This window comes from Pseudomonas sp. S2_H10, from assembly GCF_054668285.1.
The window spans coordinates 5,930,145-5,949,845 of the sequence record NZ_CP162754.1 but is presented as its reverse complement, the minus strand read 5'-3'; the positions used below and the strand labels follow the sequence as shown (position 1 = coordinate 5,949,845).

At 60.5% G+C, this 19,701-nt stretch carries 20 protein-coding genes and 1 tRNA gene; 10 read left to right on the top strand and 11 right to left on the bottom strand.

Translation table 11 applies throughout. From position 1 onward, the window contains the following. Positions 1 to 22: 22 nt before the first annotated feature. Both AB4O16_RS26845 and AB4O16_RS26840 read right to left on the bottom strand, forming a co-directional pair. Positions 23 to 982 carry a substrate-binding domain-containing protein gene (locus AB4O16_RS26845; RefSeq protein ID WP_460156238.1) on the bottom strand — a complete coding sequence of 320 codons (960 nt, stop codon included), beginning with the start codon at positions 980 to 982 and terminating at the stop codon, positions 23 to 25. A 194-nt stretch (positions 983 to 1,176) separates the two neighbouring features. Next, positions 1,177 to 1,638 (bottom strand): hypothetical protein, encoded by a 462-nt coding sequence (locus AB4O16_RS26840; protein ID WP_160389380.1) that lies wholly within the window; start codon positions 1,636 to 1,638, stop codon positions 1,177 to 1,179. A 354-nt stretch (positions 1,639 to 1,992) separates the two neighbouring features. Between AB4O16_RS26840 and AB4O16_RS26835 the strand changes: the two genes are divergently transcribed. The 3 genes from AB4O16_RS26835 to AB4O16_RS26825 all read left to right on the top strand — a co-directional run bounded on the left by AB4O16_RS26835 (position 1,993) and on the right by AB4O16_RS26825 (position 4,227). Continuing rightward, positions 1,993 to 3,081: an asparaginase gene (locus tag AB4O16_RS26835; RefSeq protein ID WP_160389381.1), complete on the top strand. Its 1,089-nt coding sequence runs from the start codon at positions 1,993 to 1,995 to the stop codon at positions 3,079 to 3,081. Positions 3,082 to 3,263: 182 nt separating this feature from the next. Beyond that, positions 3,264 to 3,533, top strand: a complete 270-nt coding sequence (locus AB4O16_RS26830; RefSeq protein WP_160389382.1) for a DUF1654 domain-containing protein — start codon at positions 3,264 to 3,266, stop codon at positions 3,531 to 3,533. A gap of 4 nt (positions 3,534 to 3,537) precedes the next feature. After that, a complete protein-coding gene (locus AB4O16_RS26825; protein ID WP_160389383.1) occupies positions 3,538 to 4,227 on the top strand; it encodes an endonuclease in 690 nt (229 codons plus the stop codon). Between the two features lie 83 nt (positions 4,228 to 4,310). Here the strand turns inward: AB4O16_RS26825 and AB4O16_RS26820 are convergent, their stop codons facing one another. Further along, the gene (locus AB4O16_RS26820) at positions 4,311 to 4,676 is read right to left on the bottom strand and encodes an SPOR domain-containing protein (protein ID WP_460156237.1); all 366 of its coding nucleotides are present in this window, start codon (positions 4,674 to 4,676) and stop codon (positions 4,311 to 4,313) included. A gap of 251 nt (positions 4,677 to 4,927) precedes the next feature. Between AB4O16_RS26820 and csrA the strand changes: the two genes are divergently transcribed. Then, entirely contained in the window at positions 4,928 to 5,119 is a 192-nt protein-coding gene (csrA, locus tag AB4O16_RS26815; protein ID WP_053161267.1) for a carbon storage regulator CsrA, read from the top strand. 172 nt (positions 5,120 to 5,291) lie between these two features. Here the strand turns inward: csrA and AB4O16_RS26810 are convergent, their stop codons facing one another. Beyond that, entirely contained in the window at positions 5,292 to 5,747 is a 456-nt protein-coding gene (locus tag AB4O16_RS26810; RefSeq protein WP_460156236.1) for a DUF2214 family protein, read from the bottom strand. Between the two features lie 192 nt (positions 5,748 to 5,939). Between AB4O16_RS26810 and AB4O16_RS26805 the strand changes: the two genes are divergently transcribed. Then, complete coding sequence (locus tag AB4O16_RS26805) at positions 5,940 to 6,692, top strand: carbonic anhydrase (RefSeq protein WP_460156235.1); 753 nt, start codon at positions 5,940 to 5,942, stop codon at positions 6,690 to 6,692. A 57-nt stretch (positions 6,693 to 6,749) separates the two neighbouring features. On the opposite strand, the gene AB4O16_RS26800 is transcribed toward AB4O16_RS26805, so the two are convergent. Continuing rightward, positions 6,750 to 6,944, bottom strand: coding sequence for a hypothetical protein (locus tag AB4O16_RS26800; protein ID WP_460156234.1), 195 nt, complete (start codon positions 6,942 to 6,944; stop codon positions 6,750 to 6,752). 251 nt (positions 6,945 to 7,195) lie between these two features. On the opposite strand from AB4O16_RS26800, the gene AB4O16_RS26795 reads away from it, so the two are divergent. Beyond that, positions 7,196 to 7,402, top strand: coding sequence for a hypothetical protein (locus AB4O16_RS26795; protein WP_160389388.1), 207 nt, complete (start codon positions 7,196 to 7,198; stop codon positions 7,400 to 7,402). 480 nt (positions 7,403 to 7,882) lie between these two features. Here AB4O16_RS26795 and AB4O16_RS26790 read toward each other — a convergent pair. Beyond that, positions 7,883 to 7,959, bottom strand: a tRNA-Val gene (locus tag AB4O16_RS26790). A 184-nt stretch (positions 7,960 to 8,143) separates the two neighbouring features. On the opposite strand from AB4O16_RS26790, the gene AB4O16_RS26785 reads away from it, so the two are divergent. Beyond that, complete coding sequence (locus AB4O16_RS26785) at positions 8,144 to 9,427, top strand: NAD(P)/FAD-dependent oxidoreductase (protein WP_160389389.1); 1,284 nt, start codon at positions 8,144 to 8,146, stop codon at positions 9,425 to 9,427. 126 nt (positions 9,428 to 9,553) lie between these two features. On the opposite strand, the gene AB4O16_RS26780 is transcribed toward AB4O16_RS26785, so the two are convergent. The 5 genes from AB4O16_RS26780 to AB4O16_RS26760 form a co-directional block, all read right to left on the bottom strand. After that, positions 9,554 to 10,525, bottom strand: a complete 972-nt coding sequence (locus tag AB4O16_RS26780) for an XdhC family protein (RefSeq protein WP_460156233.1) — start codon at positions 10,523 to 10,525, stop codon at positions 9,554 to 9,556. Between the two features lies 1 nt (position 10,526). Beyond that, entirely contained in the window at positions 10,527 to 11,765 is a 1,239-nt protein-coding gene (locus AB4O16_RS26775) for a c-type cytochrome (protein ID WP_460156232.1), read from the bottom strand. Between the two features lie 2 nt (positions 11,766 to 11,767). Further along, positions 11,768 to 12,307 carry a (2Fe-2S)-binding protein gene (locus AB4O16_RS26770; RefSeq protein WP_007982256.1) on the bottom strand — a complete coding sequence of 180 codons (540 nt, stop codon included), beginning with the start codon at positions 12,305 to 12,307 and terminating at the stop codon, positions 11,768 to 11,770. Then, positions 12,300 to 15,128 (bottom strand): xanthine dehydrogenase family protein molybdopterin-binding subunit, encoded by a 2,829-nt coding sequence (locus AB4O16_RS26765; RefSeq protein ID WP_460156231.1) that lies wholly within the window; start codon positions 15,126 to 15,128, stop codon positions 12,300 to 12,302. Before AB4O16_RS26765 ends, AB4O16_RS26770 begins: the two co-directional genes overlap by 8 nt. Positions 15,129 to 15,304: 176 nt before the next feature. Next, positions 15,305 to 16,246, bottom strand: a complete 942-nt coding sequence (locus AB4O16_RS26760) for a LysR family transcriptional regulator (protein ID WP_460156230.1) — start codon at positions 16,244 to 16,246, stop codon at positions 15,305 to 15,307. 125 nt (positions 16,247 to 16,371) lie between these two features. Between AB4O16_RS26760 and AB4O16_RS26755 the strand changes: the two genes are divergently transcribed. The 3 genes from AB4O16_RS26755 to AB4O16_RS26745 are packed head-to-tail and all read left to right on the top strand — an operon-like array spanning position 16,372 to position 19,700. Next, positions 16,372 to 17,667: an MFS transporter gene (locus AB4O16_RS26755; RefSeq protein ID WP_460156229.1), complete on the top strand. Its 1,296-nt coding sequence runs from the start codon at positions 16,372 to 16,374 to the stop codon at positions 17,665 to 17,667. Between the two features lie 33 nt (positions 17,668 to 17,700). After that, complete coding sequence (rhmD, locus tag AB4O16_RS26750) at positions 17,701 to 18,885, top strand: L-rhamnonate dehydratase (protein WP_460156228.1); 1,185 nt, start codon at positions 17,701 to 17,703, stop codon at positions 18,883 to 18,885. 14 nt (positions 18,886 to 18,899) lie between these two features. Further along, entirely contained in the window at positions 18,900 to 19,700 is an 801-nt protein-coding gene (locus tag AB4O16_RS26745; RefSeq protein ID WP_160389396.1) for an aldolase/citrate lyase family protein, read from the top strand. Position 19,701 lies beyond the last annotated feature (1 nt).

The following is a 19,701-nucleotide window of genomic DNA, read 5'->3' as shown; positions in this document are numbered from 1 at the left end:
GCGCCGTTACGTCACCAGTGGACTACTTGGTAACCAGCTCAACCGGCGTTTCGATCACGCCATTGGCGCCACCTTCGACCTTTTCACCCTTGAGAATTTTCAATGCCGTCTCGATGCCGAACACTGCCTGCCTGGCCGCAAACTGGTCCGCGGTGGCCAGTACCCGACCGTCCTTGAGCATCGGCTGGATGGCGTTGATGTTGTCATAACCGACCACTTGCACCTTGCCGGCCTTGCCCGCGGCGCGCACCGCAGACACCGCGCCGACCGCCATGCTGTCGTTGCCGGCCAGCAGGGCCTTGGTTTGCGGGTATTCGCTGAGAATGGACGCGGCGACCTTGTTGCCCTTGTCGATCTCCCAGTCACCGGATTGCAGGGACACCACCTTGATCTGCGCCGCTTCCATCGCATCCTTGAAGCCTGCGGTGCGCTGCTGGGCATTGGTGGTGGTGGACACACCTTCGATGATGCCGACTTCGTCACCGGCCTTCAGCTGTTTGGCCAGGTAGTCGCCGACCAGCCGTGCGCCCTTGCGGTTGTCCGGGCCCACGAACGGAACATTGATGTTTTTGCTTTTGACGACGGCGGGGTCCAGCTGGTTGTCGATGTTGATCACGGTGATGCCGGCATCGATGGCTTTCTTGATCACCGGCACCATGGCCTTGGAGTCTGCCGGTGCAATCACCAGTGCATTGACCTTGGCCAGGATCATCTGCTCGACGATGCGCGTCTGGCCTGCGGTGTCGGTTTCATCCTTGATGCCGTTGGAGATCAGCTCGAATTCGCCGGAGTGATCCTTCTGGTAGGCCTTGGCGCCGTCCTCCATGGTCAGGAAGAACTCGTTGGCCAGGGATTTCATGACCAGGGCGACTTTGGGCTTATCAGGGGTGGTTTCAGCAAAAGCCGAAGAAACAGGCAGTGCAGCGGATGCGGCAGCCAGCATAGCGACAGCGAGAAGGCGTCCAGCGAATGGCAGCTTCATGGGTTCACTCCGATCTTATGATTATTGTGAGCAACGCTTGCGCTGGCGTAAGCTTCACGACCCAGAGTGAGGAATGCCATCACTCGGGGTCGCGCAAACGTTTGCGTGAAGCAAACTATGCGAACCCTGCCGGTATTTGTCAACGACCTGAAAAGTGCTTTCAGAACGGATGGGCTAAAAAATCGGCACGCAACTCATGCGGTGGTGTTGACCACCGATCCCGTGCCGGAACCCTTGGTCAGCTCCTTGATCAGACTCGCGCTGACTTGCAGGATGGCGCCGTTGGTGTCGGCAACCTGCCCCTGAATGGCTGCCACCGCGGTGGTCTTGGCTTCCGGGGTCGGATAGGAAGCCGCCTGGGCCTGCGCCAATTGCTGCTGTTGCTCACGCAATTGCTGCTGCAACTCCTGCAGACGCTTGAGCAGCACCTTCACCGCAATGCTGGTGTTATCGCTCGCTTGCGGTTCCGCCTTTGCACCGGCACTCTCTCCCAGGCCTACCGGACCGGTTTTGACCTTGTTGCTGTCACTGCCCTTTACCCCCAGCGCGCTGGCAGCCGCCTCCTCTGTCGCATCGCCCACCGCACGAATGGTCGTCGCCGACTTTCCTCCGATGGTGATGCCTGCAGCGTTTGGGAAACCAACAGATAACGACATGTGAACTCCTGCAGAAAAAAGATCCCTTGAAGGAGCATCGACCGGGGCACGCTTTTCTTTAGTCGGTTAACGACAAATTGATGCGTTTAAATCTTCAACAGAACTGCCAGCCGTTTCGGATCGCCGAACACAAAAGATAAACATGTTCGGCAATCCGGACGCCCGGACCCGAAACCGTTTCCGGACACATGCGGCAATACCGTTACAAATCATTAAGTTAAGCGTGTTTTTCGATTCAGGGTGTTACTGGTACAGATCCTGCTCTTCTCCTGGCACCTCCGGCGTTCAGATTCGCCCGAGGCGCATCTAGATGAACCTGCATCTGCACCGTCTCACAACTAGAAGAGAAAAATAATGACATCTGCTCTCAAGACCTTTGTTCCGGGCGCCTTGGCCCTGCTACTGCTTCTGCCTACCGCCCTTCAGGCCAAAGAAGCCGAAACCCAACAGAAACTGGCCAACGTGGTAATCCTCGCCACCGGCGGCACCATTGCCGGCGCCGGTGCCAGCGCCGCCAACAGTGCGACCTATCAAGCAGCGAAAGTCGGCATTGAACAGCTGATCGCCGGCGTTCCGGAACTGAGCCAACTGGCCAACGTTCGCGGCGAACAGGTGATGCAAATCGCCTCCGAAAGCATCACCAACGAAAACCTGCTGCAACTGGGCCGCCGCGTAGCCGAACTGGCCGACAGCAAAGACGTCGATGGCATCGTGATCACCCACGGCACCGACACCCTGGAAGAGACCGCGTACTTCCTGAACCTCGTGGAAAAAACCGACAAGCCGATCATCGTCGTGGGCTCCATGCGCCCGGGCACTGCGATGTCCGCCGATGGCATGCTCAACCTGTACAACGCGGTGGCCGTGGCCAGCAGCAAAGACGCACGGGGCAAAGGCGTGCTGGTGACCATGAACGATGAAATCCAGTCGGGTCGCGACGTCAGCAAAATGATCAACATCAAGACCGAAGCGTTTAAAAGCGCCTGGGGTCCGCTGGGCATGGTGGTAGAAGGCAAATCCTACTGGTTCCGCCTGCCGGCCAAGCGTCACACCATGGATTCCGAATTCGACATCAAGACCATCGAGAGCCTGCCTGACGTCGAGATCGCTTATTCCTACGGCAACGTCAGCGATACCGCCTACAAGGCGCTGGCTCAATCCGGCGCCAAGGCCATCATCCACGCTGGCACCGGCAATGGCTCGGTATCGTCGCGGGTCGTCCCTGCCCTGCAAGCCCTGCGCAAGGATGGCGTGCAGATCATTCGCTCCTCCCATGTCAACGCCGGTGGCTTCGTGCTGCGCAACGCCGAACAGCCCGACGATAAATACGACTGGGTCGTTGCCCACGATCTGAACCCGCAAAAGGCACGGATCCTGGCGATGGTCGCACTGACCAAGACCAATGACAGCAAAGAGCTGCAACGGATGTTCTGGGAATACTGATTCGCCCTCGCCCGACCGGATCCGGTCGGGCACCGCGAGCACCATTCGCCAGCCCTGGCGAATGGTTGCCGTACGATCTGACAAAAAAACTTCCTTCGCCTTACGCCAAACGGGACAAACCGCTGTCAGAGGAATTTCTTGATTTATAAGCAGTTGCGAAATGGCCTACAGTTAAATACTGTATGCACGTACAGCTTAATAAGGATAATCCTGTGGACACCACCTCCGACTCTCCCGAGACCTATGTACGCATGGGCCTGCGCGTTCAGAAAATCATCAACTCACCCACCGCACAAAAGGCCAGGGCAGCACTGATCTTCCGCCTTGCCGACGAGCCGGTGGATGAATGGGAACGCCTGCTGGAGGAAATCGACGAAAACGACAACGTCACCCTCGCCTATCGCGACGATGGCGGCGTGCAGATTTTCTGGGTTGTGCCGAAGGAAGATTGAGTCGATGAGTGCCCGCTGGTTTGTTTTACTGCTGTTGTTTTTTGTCATGGGTGCGCAGGCCGATGCCCCGCGCACTTTCACCGAAGCGAAGAAGGTCGCCTGGAAGCTCTACGCCCCTCAATCCACCGAGTTTTACTGCGGCTGCAAGTACACCGGCAACCGGGTGAACCTTGCCGCCTGCGGTTATGTGCCACGCAAAAATGCCAAGCGCGCATCCCGCATCGAATGGGAGCATATCGTTCCGGCCTGGCAAATCGGTCATCAACGCCAGTGCTGGCAAGAAGGCGGCCGCAAGAATTGCACCCGCTACGACCCGGTTTACCAGAAGGCCGAGGCTGATTTGCACAACCTGGTGCCGAGCATTGGCGAGGTCAATGGCGATCGCAGCAACTTCAGCTTCGGTTGGCTGCCCGAGCAATCGGGGCAGTATGGTTCCTGCCTGACCCAGGTCGATTTCAAGGCCAAGAAAGTCATGCCCCGCCCTTCCATTCGCGGCATGATCGCCCGGACTTATTTCTACATGAGCAAGCAATATGGCTTGCGCCTGTCGAAACAGGATCGGCAGCTGTACGAAGCCTGGAACAAAACCTATCCGGTACAGGCCTGGGAACGCCAACGTAACCAGAGCGTGGCGTGCGTCATGGGGCGCGCCAACGAGTTCGTCGGCCCGGTGGACATGAAGGCCTGCGGCTGAACCCGCATACCTGAAACAACAAAAGGCCTCGAGACTGAACCCCGAGGCCTTTTTTGTTCACTGGATATCTGCGTTACAGAAGGTTATTGAGCGGCAGGACGCTCAAGCACCAGCAATTCGATGTTCTGTTTCTTCGCGCGAGTGAGCGCCGCGCGGACTTCATCCTGCTTGGCTTCGGCCTCGGCTTTGGAATTGTATGGCCCCATCAGGATTCGCGTATTGCCATTTTCCTTGAGGATGCTGGACATGAAACTGTGCTCGATCAGCCAGCCACTCAAATCACTGACGGCCTGAGGGGTTTCACCTCGCACTTCAAGGTCCCATTGCGGGCCGGACACTGCCGCCGGTACGGCAGCCATGGCCGGTTTCGGCTTCGGCGCATCCACTCCGCTGCCCTCGCCACACCCTGCCAGTGCCAATATCGCGATTACCAGAACCATTTTGCGCACGGCGTTTCCCTCTAATATGCATAAAGCGGCGATTTTACCATCCATGAATACTTCGCGAGTGCCGTAAAATGGGCTCGAAACAACGAGAATGATGGTTGCGGCCTCTGTATAGTTACGCCTTGGGAATTAATGCCACATCTGTGCGTCAGAAAGAGGCACCCAAACCGTCAGACTTCGCACTAATCTATACATACCACCGACTTCTGCACTGTCCGAATCAGGTGCCCCACAAAGCAATCAAGGAGAAGACCATGCTGATACTCACCCGCAAAGTCGGTGAAAGCATTAATATCGGTGATGACATTACGATCACCATCCTGGGCGTAAGCGGCCAGCAAGTCAGGATCGGCATCAACGCCCCGAAGGACGTTGCAGTGCATCGTGAAGAAATTTACCAGCGCATTCAGGCCGGCCTGACCGCCCCGGAAAAGCCGCAACCCTGAATTCTGCTGCAGTCAGTAGCCAGCCCGTTCAATGTGCAACCACGGCTGGCTAAAGATTCAGTATCGCCTCACTCCCGCAAGCCTCAAGGGGTTCGATACTAGCGGCAAGCCCAATGCCCAGGCTGTCAGACTTTTCCGGTTTACCCCAGGGAAGCACGCGTTCATTGTGTGGTTAACCGAACATCACCCCGCGCGCCATGCCAGTCGCCGCCACTACCATCAACAACACCAACAGCGCCTCGACATGACTGATGCGTGCAAACAGCTTCGCACGCCCAGTATCGAAGGCCACTTTACGGCCCAGCGCTATCCGCCATTTGATCAACGTCACCATTGGCGCGATCTCCAGCAGCAGGATCAGCACGAACAGGGTCATCTTCAGATGAAACAGCGGCTGATGCAGGTAATAGTCCGCGCCTTTCTCGTACCCGCCAAAGGCTCGCATCCCTCCACTGATCAGCAAAACGACAGCTGAAATCCCCCAGACATTGTCCGCCATCAGGACACCGCGCACCTGTGCGGTCCCATCGGCCAAACGCCGAAAAGCCGTGCCTCGAACCAACACCGCCCAAAATCCCAGGGCCAATGCCAAAAGATGAACCGCCGCCAGAATCCAGTGAGTCAGCATCGAGAAGCTCCTGCCAGTTCGAAGATTGTATGAGCCTGTCAGTAGTAGCCCATGAAATGGTCGGCTGCACGGCAGTCCGCTACACAATATGACAGACCAACTAGACTCCACTGCGCTGGTTCGAGCATCCAAGGCAAGGCCAGCCCCCAACCGCAACTCACTCTCACCGCATTGAACTGAGTAAACAAAATCATGTGTAAATCATGTGATTCAAGCTCTGCTTCAAACACCACAGGCCGTCGTCGTTTTCTTCAATTTGCCGGATTGAGCGCAGGCGCCCTGCTGCTGACCGGCATACTGCCCGGCAAGATCCTCCAGGCAGCCGAAGAACCGTCAGCCCCACCAAAACCGCAAAACGTGATCAGTCCCGACATGGCGTTGAAAAGACTGATGGAGGGCAATGAGCGATATGTAACCGGCACTTCCAAAACCCATGACTTCAAGGCTGAGCGAGAGGCCCTGGTGTCGGGGCAAAATCCGTTCGTGGCAGTGCTGAGCTGCTCTGACTCGCGCATCGCCCCGGAGTACGCGTTTGACACTGCGCGCGGTGATCTTTTCTCCATCCGCGTCGCGGGCAACTTCGTGACCCCGGAAGGCTTGGCCAGTTTGGAATACGGGGTCGCCGTACTGGGTGCACCGCTGATACTCGTGCTCGGCCATGAGAGCTGCGGCGCCATCGAGGCCAGTATCAAGGCCGTCAAGGATCAGACGATTTTCCCCGGCCATATCCCGAAACTGACCGACGCACTCAAGTCGGCGGTCGAGACAGTGCTCAAGCAACCCGGGAGCCTGATGGAAAACGCCACCGAGCAGAACGTCAAAAATTCCGTCGACAGCCTGAAACAGGCCTCACCCTTGCTGACCGATGCGCAGAGCAAAGGCGTGCTGAAGATCGTGGGCGGCGTCTATCGCCTGGCGACCGGCAAGGTAGAGCTGATCGCCTGATCCGCAACACGCACAGCACCAGCATGCGAAGAGCCCAGCGCGAAGGCTGGGCTCCGGTTACCTGCGGTTTTCCAACATCTTGTCGGCGAGGGTCCTGGCCCTCTCGATCAGCAGGTTCTGCCTGTCTTCGTGGGTAACCCCGCCCACAATCGGGGCAGTCAGATTGCTTTCGGCAATCAATGCAGCGCAGAAGTATCGATCCCAGACGGCTTTGTCTGCGGGCGCGTGTTTGCTCGCTTGATCCTCGTTCATGGGCAGCTCCTTTCAATGAGGTCGCACACCCAGTTTACGCCCGAATGATCAAGAATCCGGCCCATCCCCCTCAGCGGCCCGCCACTCGTCGCCTGCCAAATCACAACGAGCAATTCATTGGCGCCCGTGGCTTGAGGATTGCACAGAACGCGCATAACAGCGCTGAACCGACATAATTCTGACGCTGCAGCCATTCAACCAATGCTTAAGGACGCCAGCGATACGCTTGGTCAGTCACCGGGAGATACAACGTGTCAACGCTCAACGAAATCGCAATGAACCACGCGCGAATGGCTAAGGAAAAGGCAGCAGAGTCGATCGAACTGAGCGAGCGCCACCTCCAGATAGTCGGGAGCTTCGAAATACCGTCCATTGATGTGCAACAGAATATCCCGCTGCACTTGATCGCTGGTGCGCAGGATGGGCATCTAGCCCAGGTGACGGGTTACGCGCTCTGACCTTTGATGAGGCAAGCGACTGCCTGTTGACACCACCGGGCAAACGAGCAAAATTCATCCGACCCTGTCACTCCTGCACATCCAGGATGTGAGCCGAACCAGCCTCGCCAGAGAAATCTGCCGGGGCTTTGTCGTCTTCGGCTTAGGAGAAAGACATGTCTAGAGCTCAACGACGACACGATACACGCCGCATAAAGGCTCGTTTCGAAAGAAACCAGAGAACCAAGGACTGGGAAGCCACTGCTCGAGATGCTGGCGTCTTCGCAAATCATGGCAAGGTCTGCTCTTGCTGGATGTGCTGCAACCCGAGAAGGCTCGGTGAGCGCACCCTGCAGGAATTGCGAGCGGATTTTCCCACTCAAGAGTGACAACAGAACCCGGGCGTTGCGTTGTGAACGCCCCGCATCAAATCCAGGACAACAAAAAAGGGCCCACCTTTCGGTGAGCCCTTCCAGACCGCCCAGCAGAGCGGATTTTGTTTGGTAGGCGCGATTGGACTCGAACCAACGACCCCCACCATGTCAAGGTGGTGCTCTAACCAACTGAGCTACGTGCCTGCTGTGAGGCGGCATTCTACGGAATTCCGGAGGGGTGTCAACACCTTTTTTCGAGCTAACCCTATGAATATGCAAAATATTTAATTTCGTGGGTGCAAAGAAGATTTTCCGGGTGGCTGGCGGGGGATTTTCAACTCGGGTAGGATCGATGCACTCGTAAAATATATTAAACAGAGGCTGCAGGATGGCTAACACCCCCTACCCAGAATCCTACTACGCCGCATCGGCCAACGCGGTTCCGCCGCGCCCAGCATTGCAGGATGATATCGAGACCGATGTCTGTGTGATCGGCGCCGGTTATACGGGGCTGTCCTCTGCCCTGTTTCTGTTGGAGAACGGCTTCAAGGTCACGGTGCTCGAGGCGGCCAGGGTGGGTTTCGGCGCGTCCGGGCGTAATGGCGGGCAGATCGTCAACAGCTATAGCCGTGATATCGATGTGATCGAGCGCACGGTCGGTCCCAAGCAAGCTCAGTTGCTGGGGCAGATGGCCTTTGAAGGTGGCCGGATCATTCGAGAGCGCGTCGCCAAGTACAACATTCAGTGCGACCTGAAGGACGGTGGCGTGTTCGCCGCGATGACCGCCAAGCAGATGGGGCATCTGGAGTCGCAGAAGCGCCTGTGGGAACGTTTCGGTCATACCCAGCTGGAACTGATGGATCAACACCGCATCCGAGAAGTCGTGGCCTGCGATCAATACGTCGGCGGCATGCTCGACATGAGTGGCGGGCACATCCATCCGCTCAACCTGGCGCTGGGTGAAGCGGCGGCCGTCGAATCCCTGGGCGGGACGATCTACGAGCAGTCACCGGCCGTACGCATCGAGCGCGGCGCCAATCCGGTCGTGCACACGCCGCAGGGCAAGGTCAGGGCCAAATTCATCATCGTTGCCGGTAACGCCTACCTGGGCAACCTGGTGCCGGAGCTGGCCGCCAAGTCGATGCCGTGCGGCACTCAAGTGATTACCACCGAGCCATTGGGCGAAGAACTGGCCAAGACCCTGCTGCCCCAGGACTACTGTGTCGAAGACTGCAATTACTTGCTCGACTACTACCGCCTCAGCGGCGACAAGCGCCTGATTTTCGGTGGTGGCGTGGTGTACGGCGCGCGGGATCCGGCGAACATCGAAGCGATCATTCGACCGAAGCTGCTCAAGGCCTTCCCGCAACTCAAGGACGTGAAGATCGATTACGCCTGGACCGGCAACTTCCTGCTGACCCTGTCGCGCCTGCCCCAGGTCGGGCGCCTGGGTGACAACATCTACTATTCCCAGGGTTGCAGCGGCCATGGCGTGACCTACACGCACCTGGCGGGCAAGGTGCTGGCCGAAGCCCTGCGCGGCCAGGCCGAGCGCTTTGACGCCTTTGCCGACCTGCCTCATTACCCGTTCCCGGGTGGACAAATGTTGCGTACGCCGTTCGCGGCGCTGGGTGCCTGGTATTACGGGTTGCGGGACAGGTTCGGATACTAAGCGACACGCAATACATTGTGGGAGCGAGCTTGCTCGCGATGAGGTCGTAACATCCAACATATTCGTTGGCTGCCAGACCGACATCGCGAGCAAGCTCGCTCCCACAGTTTTTTTTGGGTGGGGGGGTTAGAGACGATCTCGGGGGATACCGCTGCGAATCCGCAGGATATCGGCCAATACCGCCAGGGCAATCTCCGCCGGCGTCTTGCTGCCCAGGTTGAGCCCGATGGGCGCGTGAATCCGCGCCAACTCGACCTCCCCCAGCCCGCCAATGCGCCGCAAACGCTCGAAGCGCTTCTGCGAGGTCTGCATGGAGCCCATCACACCGATGTAGAACGCCTCGGTGCGCACAGCCTCCATCATCGCCAGGTCATCGATACGCGGATCGTGGGTCAACGCCACCACCGCGGTGTCGCTGTGACAGCCACCGTCGGCGATGAACACCGACGGCAGTTGACGGCGAATCTCCACGTTTTCCAGCACGACGCCTTCCAGCACTTCGTCCCGCGGATCACACAGAATCACCTCGAAACCCAGGCCCACGGCAAACTCCGCACAGGCTTGGGCGACGCTGGAATACCCCGCCAGCAGCAAGCGCTGGGCTGCGCCGACGCGCACACGCACCCGGTCGATTTCACGCTCGATACGCACACCCTGCTCACGATCATCGAACAGGCTGCGCGCACCGCTTTGCAGATCCACTTCGCGGATCAACCGACGCCGGCCCGACAGCGCCGACTCCAGCTCGCGCAGATGCGCTTGCACCGCGCAATCGGCCTCCAGCTTCTCGACCAGCACGTCCAGCACCCCGCCGCACGGCAGGCTGACGCGCGAGCGTGGGTCGTCGCCTTCGCCGTAACGAACGACGCTGACCGGCTCCAGAAACGCGCCCTCGGCGACTCGCTCGAGAAAGTCTTCCTCGACACAGCCACCGGACAGCGAGCCAATCCATTGCCCTTCAGCGTTCACCGCCAGCAGCGAACCCGGTGCGCGCGGCGCCGAGCCGTAAGTGGCCAGCACCGTACACAGCCAGATGCGCTGACCGGCCGCCGACCACTCCAGCGCCCGGCGCACCACTTGCAGATCGAGATGCTGCATATCAGTGGGCCTTGTGCTCGAGCGGCGGCGCATCGGCCCGCAGCTTCTGCACGTCGTTTACCGCCAGGTCATTCGGCTGACCGCCCCAGCCCTGACGCAGGTAGTTCAGCAGATCCGTGAGTTGCTCGTCGCTCAACTTCTTGGCGAACCCTGGCATTGGCTGCATGTGCTCGAAACCGGAGAACTTCTGTTCACCGATACCGTCGTCGATCACCCTTACCAGGTTGCGCGGATCTTCCAGGCGCAGTGTGGTGTTGCCGCGCATGGCCACGGCGATGTGCGGCTTGCCTTCGCCACCAGGAGCGTGGCAACCGGCGCAGACATTCAAATATTCCTGACGGCCGCGCTGGGCGCTCGGGCTCAGCTTGTCCACGGGCACTTCGGTGAGCACTTTCGCCGCCGGCGGCTGATCGCCGAGCAGGAAGGTCGCCATGGCGGCCAGGTCCGGATCGCTGAGGCCCTGGGTGCTGTTGTGGAACACCGGGAACATCTCGTTGAACATCGTGCCCTGGGCGCTCATGCCGTGCTTGAGGAACGAGCTCAGGTCCTGATGATTCCAGCCACGGGCCGCCAGGTCAGTGGCCAGCAGGCTCGGCGCCAGATAGCCATTGAGAATGCCGCCGGTCATGCGCTTGTCCATCTGCATCGCACCGGGCAAGCCGCGTGGGGTGTGGCATTCGCCACAGTGCCCGAGCACGTCGACCATGTACTGGCCGCGCTTCCAGGCTTCGCTCTTGCCTTCGGCAGGCGCAAGCTTCACGTCCTTGCCATACATCATGTTCCAGCCCATCAGGCCCAGGCGCACGTTGAACGGGAAGCTCAGGCTGGTGACCGGCGCGGCGCGCTCGATCGGCTCGACGGTTTTCAGGTAGGCGTGAATCGCGTCGGAATCCGCACGCGGGATCAGGTGATACGAGGTGTACGGCATCGCCGGATACAGGTTGGCGCCATCGCGGCGCTTGCCTTCAGTCAGCACGGCGAAGAACTCGTCGTCGCTGTACAGACCGATGCCGTGCTCTTTGCTCGGGGTGATGTTGGTGCCGTAGATCGTGCCGAACGGCGACACGATCGGCAGGCCGCCCGCATAGGGCGCGCCACCCGGTGCGGTGTGGCACGCCATGCAGTCGGCGGCACGGGCGAGGTATTCGCCTTGCTTGACCTGCGCATCATCGGCGTGAGCTGCCACCACAGGCGCAGCCAGACCAACCGCCAATGCCAGACGGCTAAGTAGAAGCTTCATGCTTAACCCTCCTTGACCAGGCCGAGATCGGTCAGCACGTTGCGGGTGGCGCTGTAGTAGCGCACGTACCCGGTGCAACGGCAGATGTGATGACCGAGGCTGTCCTCGATGACTTTTTCCAGCTGGCTCTTGACGATCGGCTGACGCTGCAGCTTTTCCACCAGCACGGTCGCGGCATTGACGAAACCCGGTGCGCAGTAGCTGCACTGGAAGGCGAATTCATCGACGAAGCGCTGCTGGATCGGGTTCAACTCGGTGACCTTGCCCTGCTCGTCGCGGGTCGCATGGCCTTCGATGGTCCGAACCTTCTTGCCTTCGAAATAGTGCGCGCCGGTGATGCAGGTGCGCACTTCTTCGCTGGTGCCGTCGGGGTTGTCGACGATCACCACGCAGGCGTGGCAGATGCCCTGGCCGCAGCCCAGGCGCGAACCGGTGAGGTTCTTGTATTCGTGCAGGTAGTCGATCATCGGCAGGTCATCAGGGATGTCCACCGGGCCGACGGATTGACCGTTGAGGGTCAGTTGAAGCGGACGGTTAGCCATTGAGGGCCTCCTTGATGCGTGCAGAAGTGATAGGCAGGTCGCGGACACGTTTACCGATGGCATGGGCCACGGCGTTGCCGATGGCGCCGACCACCGGGATCATCACCACCTCGGCGATGCCCTTGGACGGGTCGCTTGGCGACAGTGGCGGCAGGATGTCCGCCGTCTGTTTCCACACCGCAACGTGACGCGCCATCGGCAGGCGATAACGGTTGAAGTTCCAGTCACCCTCCCCCGGTCCGCCTTCGTACAGCGGCATCTCTTCCATCAGCGCATGGCCGATGCCCATGGCGATGCCGCCTTCGAGCTGGCCCCTGACCAGTTCTTCCACCAGCACCCGACCGCACTCGACCCACGAGTGGTGGTTGAGCACCGACACTTCGTTCGAACCCTTGTTGACCTTCACTTCCACCAGCGTGGCGACCGGGCTGTAGTAAGTCACCGCCGCGTTGTTCAGCTGGGTCGCCGGGTAGGCGATGCCCTGCCGGTCCAGCAGATGGAAACCGGCGCTGTTCATCTGCGCCTTCTTCGCATTCGGGGCACCGTCACCGTACTTGACCGCCAGGCCGTCGAGCGGCAAGCGCTCACGCACGCCGTCGATGCTGAACTCGGCCTCGGCCCAGCTCCAGCGGTTGAAACCGTGCACGGTGGCACCGCTCACCAGACCACGCTCGTGAACGCGCTTGGCCAGCATGGCGAACGGCAGCGGTTCCATGCCGTTGGCGGTGAGCTTGCCGTCGACCCAATGGGCGTCTTCGCGGCGCACCACGTAAGGGTTGGCCTGGCCGCCGAAAGGGCCCTGGCGCCAGATTTCCATGGCCGCCGGCCACAGGCCGTGGTTGAACAGCACGCGCGCCGCTTCGCGGGTGGCGTGGCTGAAGTAGTACGCCGAGTTGGTGGCCGACGACGCCGAAGCCACCTTGCCGACCCAGCGTGGATTGCGCAGGAAGTTGTCCTGCTCGGCCTGACTCATGATGTACGGGTTGCCGCCGCTGACCAACTGCAACTCTTTCCATTCGGTTTCGCCGGTCTTCACTTCGTGCGCCGGCAGACCGAGGAAATCGGCCACGACCATCGCCTGCGAAGTGGACATGCCGGTGCCGATTTCGATACCGATGTGGCGCAGGCTGATGCGCCCTTCGGCGGTGAATTCAATGCTGGCCATCGGCGCTTCGGAACCGGTGCCGAAGTCTTTCTGGCAGATGGCAAAACCAATGCCGTACCAGTTATCCGGATCGGCGGCTTCACGTTGCTGCTTGATCGCGGCGCGGTTTTTCCAGGTGTCGTGGACGGCCGCCTTGTCGAGAATCTCGTGCAGGCGCAAGGCACCGGCCGGGATCGCGCCCTGGGTGTTTTTCATGCCCGAGCGCAGTGCGTTCTTGCGGCGCAGTTCGATGGCATCGACACCGAGGCGATCGGCAATTTCGTCGACCATCATCTCGGTCGCGGCCATGCTCTGCAGGGTGCCGTAGCCACGCATCGACCCGGCTTCAACGGCGCGGGAGTGATAGGCCGTGACCTGCAGATCGTTCTGCGGCATGTAGTAGATCGACTGTGCAGCCGTGGCGCCCACCGCAGCCACCGACGGGCTGTAGTTGATTCGCCCGCCGCCGTCGACGCTCATCTCGGAGCGGAAAATCTTGAAGTTGTAGTCGTTCTTGTCCACCGCCAACTGGTAGCGAATGTCGAACGGGTGACGCTTGATGCCGCTCTGGAACTGCTCGTAGCGGTCATTGGCCAGGCGCACCGGCACACCGGCGCCGTACAACGCAGCCAATGCTGCGTAGTAGACGAAAATGTTGTGGTCTTTCGAGCCGTAACCGACGGTGTAACCCGGGTGCATGTTCAGGTTGGCCAGGCCGAAACGCGACGGCGCGATCATCTTCGCGGTTTCGGTCGCGGCTTCCAGCGGGCACTGGGTGGCGACGACGAAATGCAGGGTCTTGGTCGCCGGGTCGTACCAGCCGTTGCCGTTGTCCGGCTCCAGGGCGGCCGGCTCGATCGACGGGGTCTTGTAGCGCTCGTCGAACACCAGCCAGTTGTCCGGCGGCGTGTCGATCTGCTGCTTCATGCGGTCGGCGTAGAACAACCCGCGCTCGGTCAGGTTGCCGTGCAGGTTCGGCTGGGAGTTCCACACCGGACGACGGTTTTTCAGCATCGGGAACAGGATCGAGTCCTTGAGGCTGGCGAACTCGTCTTCGTCGGCCGAGGTCGCACCGCCGACGCGCACGTAGCGGAAGCTACCGTAGGGATCGCCTTCGTAGAACGGTACTTTCTCGCCGTAGCGGATTGCCTTGTCATTGAACTTGAGTTGGTTCTTGGCCTGACGGAAGCGCTCGAAGTCGTTCCAGATCAGGATCGCCACCGGGTGCCCGATGAACATCGGCACCTTGCCGGCCGGCAACAGCGGATCCGGGGCGTGCTCCTCAGGGAACACGATGCCGTCCTTGACCAGGTCTTCGGCGGTGACGATGCGGTCCGGCTGCAACCCGTCGAGCCACGACAGGTCGATGCCGGCAAAGATGTGGTCGGCCTTGATGGTTTTCAGCAGCATGGCGTGGCCTTGCTGCTGCGGCCAGCCCGGCATGTCCTTGGCGCGGATGTCGCGGGCAAATACCTTGCTGCCGCAGACCTTGGACAAGGCATCGTTACGGGCGCGCGCCTTGCCGTTGTTGCCGAGCCACTGCTCGGACGGCACGGTCACGCTGTTTTCCATCAAGGCGGCCAGCGCCTGGCTGCTCAATGGCGTGAGCGTCACGCTCACACCCGCTACCAGCCCGCCCTGAAGGAACGAGCGCCGGGATATATCACGGTTGGACATGGATCATCCTCTGGGCGGTTATGGGGTCCGCCCTTCTGGTTATGTTCTGGAAATCTCGAGTCTTGCAGAGGCCCTTTTCGACGATGCAAAGGGCTGTTGTTGACAGTGCAAAGCTGACCGAAAGGTTAAGTTTATAGGCTTATGCCTTTGCGGAAAACTAAAAACTGACCAAGGAATCAAAAAACCGCGACTTTTCGACGCAGCAGTTCGATGAACAACCCTAACTCCCGACTGATGTGCTCGCCCTTGCGCAACAGCAGCCCGAATGGTGCCATCTGCACATCCAGCTCCACCGGCAGCGCCACAACCAGGCCCATTTTAAGATAGTCGCGCAATGCGGTTTCCGACAGGACCATGATCGCGTCGGTCAGCTGGATCAGCTGCTGCATGGAGTACACCGAACTGCACTCGATGATGTCCGCCGGCAACGGCAACGCCAGGCGTTGCAACGCCTGGTCCAGACCGATGCGCGCCGGGCTGGTTTCCGGTTGCAGGATCCACGGCCAGTCGTTGACCAACTCGGCCATGTCCAGTTTTTTGCGCCGGGCCAGCGGGTGGCCGGCATGCACCACCACCAGCAGGCGCTCATTGCCCAGTTGCTCGAAGACATAGTGCTCACTGTCGGTTGCGGCATTGCGCCGGGCGATGGCGAGGTCGATGCGCCCCTGTTCCAGCAACTGGATCACCTGGTCACTGGTGTCGCCCATGATGCGAATCCGCAACTGCGGATTGAGCGACTTGATTTCAGCGATCGAATCCATCACCAGCCCCGGCGCCGCGCCCATGATGGTGCCGATCGACAGATAGCCGTAGCCGCCCTGCTGCCGCGCCATCAGGTCCTCGGCGCAGCGGTCGAGGCCACTGATGGCCGACTCGGCGAAGCGAATCAATTCCTGGCCGAGTGCCGTCGGGCGCATGCCCCGAGGCAAACGTTCGAACAGGTCGCAACCAAACATGTCTTCAATCTCATGGAGCATGCGGGTTGCAGCCGGTTGCGACATGTTCAGGCTATGCGAAGCGCGGTGCAGGTTCTGGCTGGTGCTGAGCGTCACCAGCATGTGCAGATGCTTGTAGCGCAGGCGATTGAGCAGGCTGCGAGAGATGGTCGGCGTGGTCATGGCGGGCCTTTTTTATCGATACCCTGAAGGTATCAGCTGTGAGCTAGATTCGATTTGTAACGTATCGATCAGCGGCCGTACAGTCTTCCCCATAAGAACAAATGCCCTACCAAAGGAAAACTGCGATGAAGACTCTACCCGCGCCTCTGCTCGCCAAAATTTCCTGGCGGCTGCTGCCGTTTCTCCTGCTGATGTACATCATGGCCTTCCTCGACCGCGCCAACGTCGGGTTCGCCAAGCAAGCCTTCCAGGCCGACACCCATATCAGTGATGCCGCCTTCGCCTTCGGTGCCGGGGTGTTCTTCGTCGGTTACGCACTGCTCGAAGTGCCAAGCAACCTGATCCTGCACCGCGTCGGCGCCCGTCTGTGGATGTGCCGGATCATGGTCACCTGGGGCCTGGTCTCCGCCGCCATGGTCTTCGCCCACAGCGAAACCAGCTTCTACGTCCTGCGTTTCCTGCTGGGCGTGGCCGAAGCCGGCTTCTTCCCCGGCGTGATCCTCTACCTCACCTACTGGTTTCCCAGCGCCGTACGCGGCAAGGCCATGGGTTTCTTCTATTTCGGTGCGCCGCTGGCGTTCATCTTCGGCAGCCCGCTGTCCGGCCTGCTGCTGGAGCTGGACGGCTTTGCCGGTTTCCACGGCTGGCAGTGGCTGTTCGCCGTTGAAGGCCTGATGGCCACGGCGGTGGGCATCTGGGCCTATTGGTACCTGGACAATCGCCCGGCCGATGCCAAGTGGCTGACCGTCGAGGAACGCCAGCAAGTACAGAGCCTGCTCGATCAGGAAGACAGCCATAAACAGAACCACGGCCGCAGCCTGCTCAATGTGATTTGCCAACCCTCGGTGCTGTACCTGTGCCTGATTTATCTGCTGATCCAGGCCAGCGTCTACGGCGTGGTGTTTTATCTGCCGAGCCAGGTCGGCGGACTGCTCGGCACCAAGGTCGGGCTGATGGTTGGACTGGTGACGGCAATCCCGTGGATCTGCGCATTGATCGCCGCCTACCTGATTCCCGGCTACAGCGACCGCACCGGCGAACGTCGCCGCACTGCTTGCCTGACCTTGCTCATGGCCGCCGCCGGGATCGCCTGCTCGGTGACCTTCAGCAACCCGCTGCTGGGGATCATCGCCCTGTGCTTTGCCGCCTCCGGCTTCATCGCCGTGCAACCGGTGTTCTGGACCTTCCCCTCCAGCTACCTCGCCGGCAGCGCCGCCGCAGCCGGGATTGCCTTGATCAACTCGTTCGGCGCCCTCGGTGGCTTCATCGCCCCGGTACTGAAGAACTGGGCCGAAGGCGCCTTCCATTCCCCGGCAGCAGGCTTGTACGTGCTGTCCGCTACCACCGTCATCGCCGCGTTGCTGGTGCTGGGCATACGCGCGCCCGGCCATAAAGCCTCGAACAAACCGGCCACCGTTTAATTCTGACCGCCGTTTAACAAAAGGAATCACACCATGGGCATTCCAACCATCAAACACGTCCGCGCTTTCACTCTGCGAGGCGGCGGCGCGGATTATCACGACCAGGCCGACGGCCACTGGATCGACGATCACATTGCCACGCCAATGAGCAAATACCCGGAGTACCGCCAGAGCCGCCGCACCTTCGGTATCAACGTGCTCGGCACCCTGGTGGTGGAAATCGAAGCCAGCGACGGCACCGTCGGCTTTGCCGTGACCACGGGCGGCGAGCCTGCCGCCTACATTGTCGAAAAGCACCTGGCGCGCTTCCTCGAAGGCGCCCGGGTCACCGACATCGAAAAAATCTGGGACCAGATGTACCAGTCGACCCTGTATTACGGGCGCAAGGGCATTGTCATCAACACGATCTCCGGCGTCGACCTGGCGCTGTGGGACTTGCTCGGAAAGATCCGCCAGGAGCCCGTACATCAGTTGCTCGGCGGTGCGGTGCGTGACGAATTGCAGTTCTACGCCACCGGCGCCCGCCCGGACCTGGCGCAGAAAATGGGCTTCATCGGCGGCAAGATGCCGCTGCACCATGGCCCGGCCGAAGGCGAGGAAGGCCTGCGCAAGAACCTCCAGGAACTGGCGACCATGCGCGAACGCGTCGGCCCGGACTTCTGGCTGATGCTCGATTGCTGGATGAGCCTGGACCTCAACTACGCCACCAAACTGGCGGTCGGCGCCCACGAATACGGCTTGAAGTGGATCGAGGAAGCCCTGCCGCCGGACGATTACTGGGGCTACGCGGCCCTGCGCAACAACGTGCCCAAGGGCATGCTGGTGACCACCGGTGAACACGAAGCCACGCGCTGGGGCTTTCGCATGCTGCTGGAGATGGGTTGCTGCGACATCATCCAGCCGGATGTCGGCTGGTGCGGCGGGATCACTGAACTGGTGAAGATTTCCGCCCTGGCCGACGCCCACAACGCGCTGGTCATCCCTCACGGTTCGTCGGTGTACAGCTACCACTTCGTCGCCACCCGGCATAACAGCCCGTTCGCCGAGTTCCTGATGATGGCGCCGAAGGCCGACGAAGTGGTGCCGATGTTCCACCCGCAATTACTCGGTGAGCCGGTGCCGGTCAATGGCCGCATGCGCCTGTCCGCGCTCGACCAGCCAGGTTTCGGCGTGACCCTCAACCCGGAATGCCAACTGCATCGGCCGTACAACCGCTGAGCAAGGAATTGGACATGAACATGCCGCAAAACGCGTTTAAAGCCGCGCTGAACAACAGCGAAACCCGGTACGGAATCTGGGCCGGGTTCGCCACCGGCTACGCCGCCGAGATCGTCGCCACCACCGGTTACGACTGGATGCTGATCGATGGCGAGCACGCGCCAAATACAGTGCCCGGCGTACTCGCTCAGTTGCAGGCCGTGGCGCCTTACTCGACCGCGCCGGTGGTGCGCGCGGTGAATGGTGACGCCAACCTGATCAAGCAATTGCTGGATATCGGCGCGCAGACGCTGATGATCCCGATGGTCGAAACCGCCGAGCAGGCACAGGCACTGGTGCGCGCCATGCGCTACCCGCCCCACGGCATTCGCGGAGTCGGCGGCGGCCTGACCCGCGCCACCCGCTGGGACGGCGTGCCGGATTACCTGAATACCGCCCATGAACAACTGTGCCTGATCGTGCAGGTGGAGTCGCGCACCGGCGTGGAAAACGTCGCAGCGATCGCCGCCGTCGAGGGCGTGGATGCGGTGTTTATCGGGCCGGCGGATTTGTCGATCGGCCTGGGCCATGCCGGCAACCCCGGCCACCCGCAAGTCCAGGAGCGGATTCAACATGCCGTGAACGCCACGCTGGCGGCGGGCAAGGCCTGCGGGATTCTCGCCCCCAACGAAGAAGACGCACGCCGCTACCAGCGCTGGGGCTGCCAGTTCATTGCGGTGGCCATCGACATCAGCCTGCTGCGCCAAGGCGCCATGGCCACCCTCGCCCGCTATCGCGAACCCGCCAGCGCTCAAGCACCTTCACGCACTTACTGAT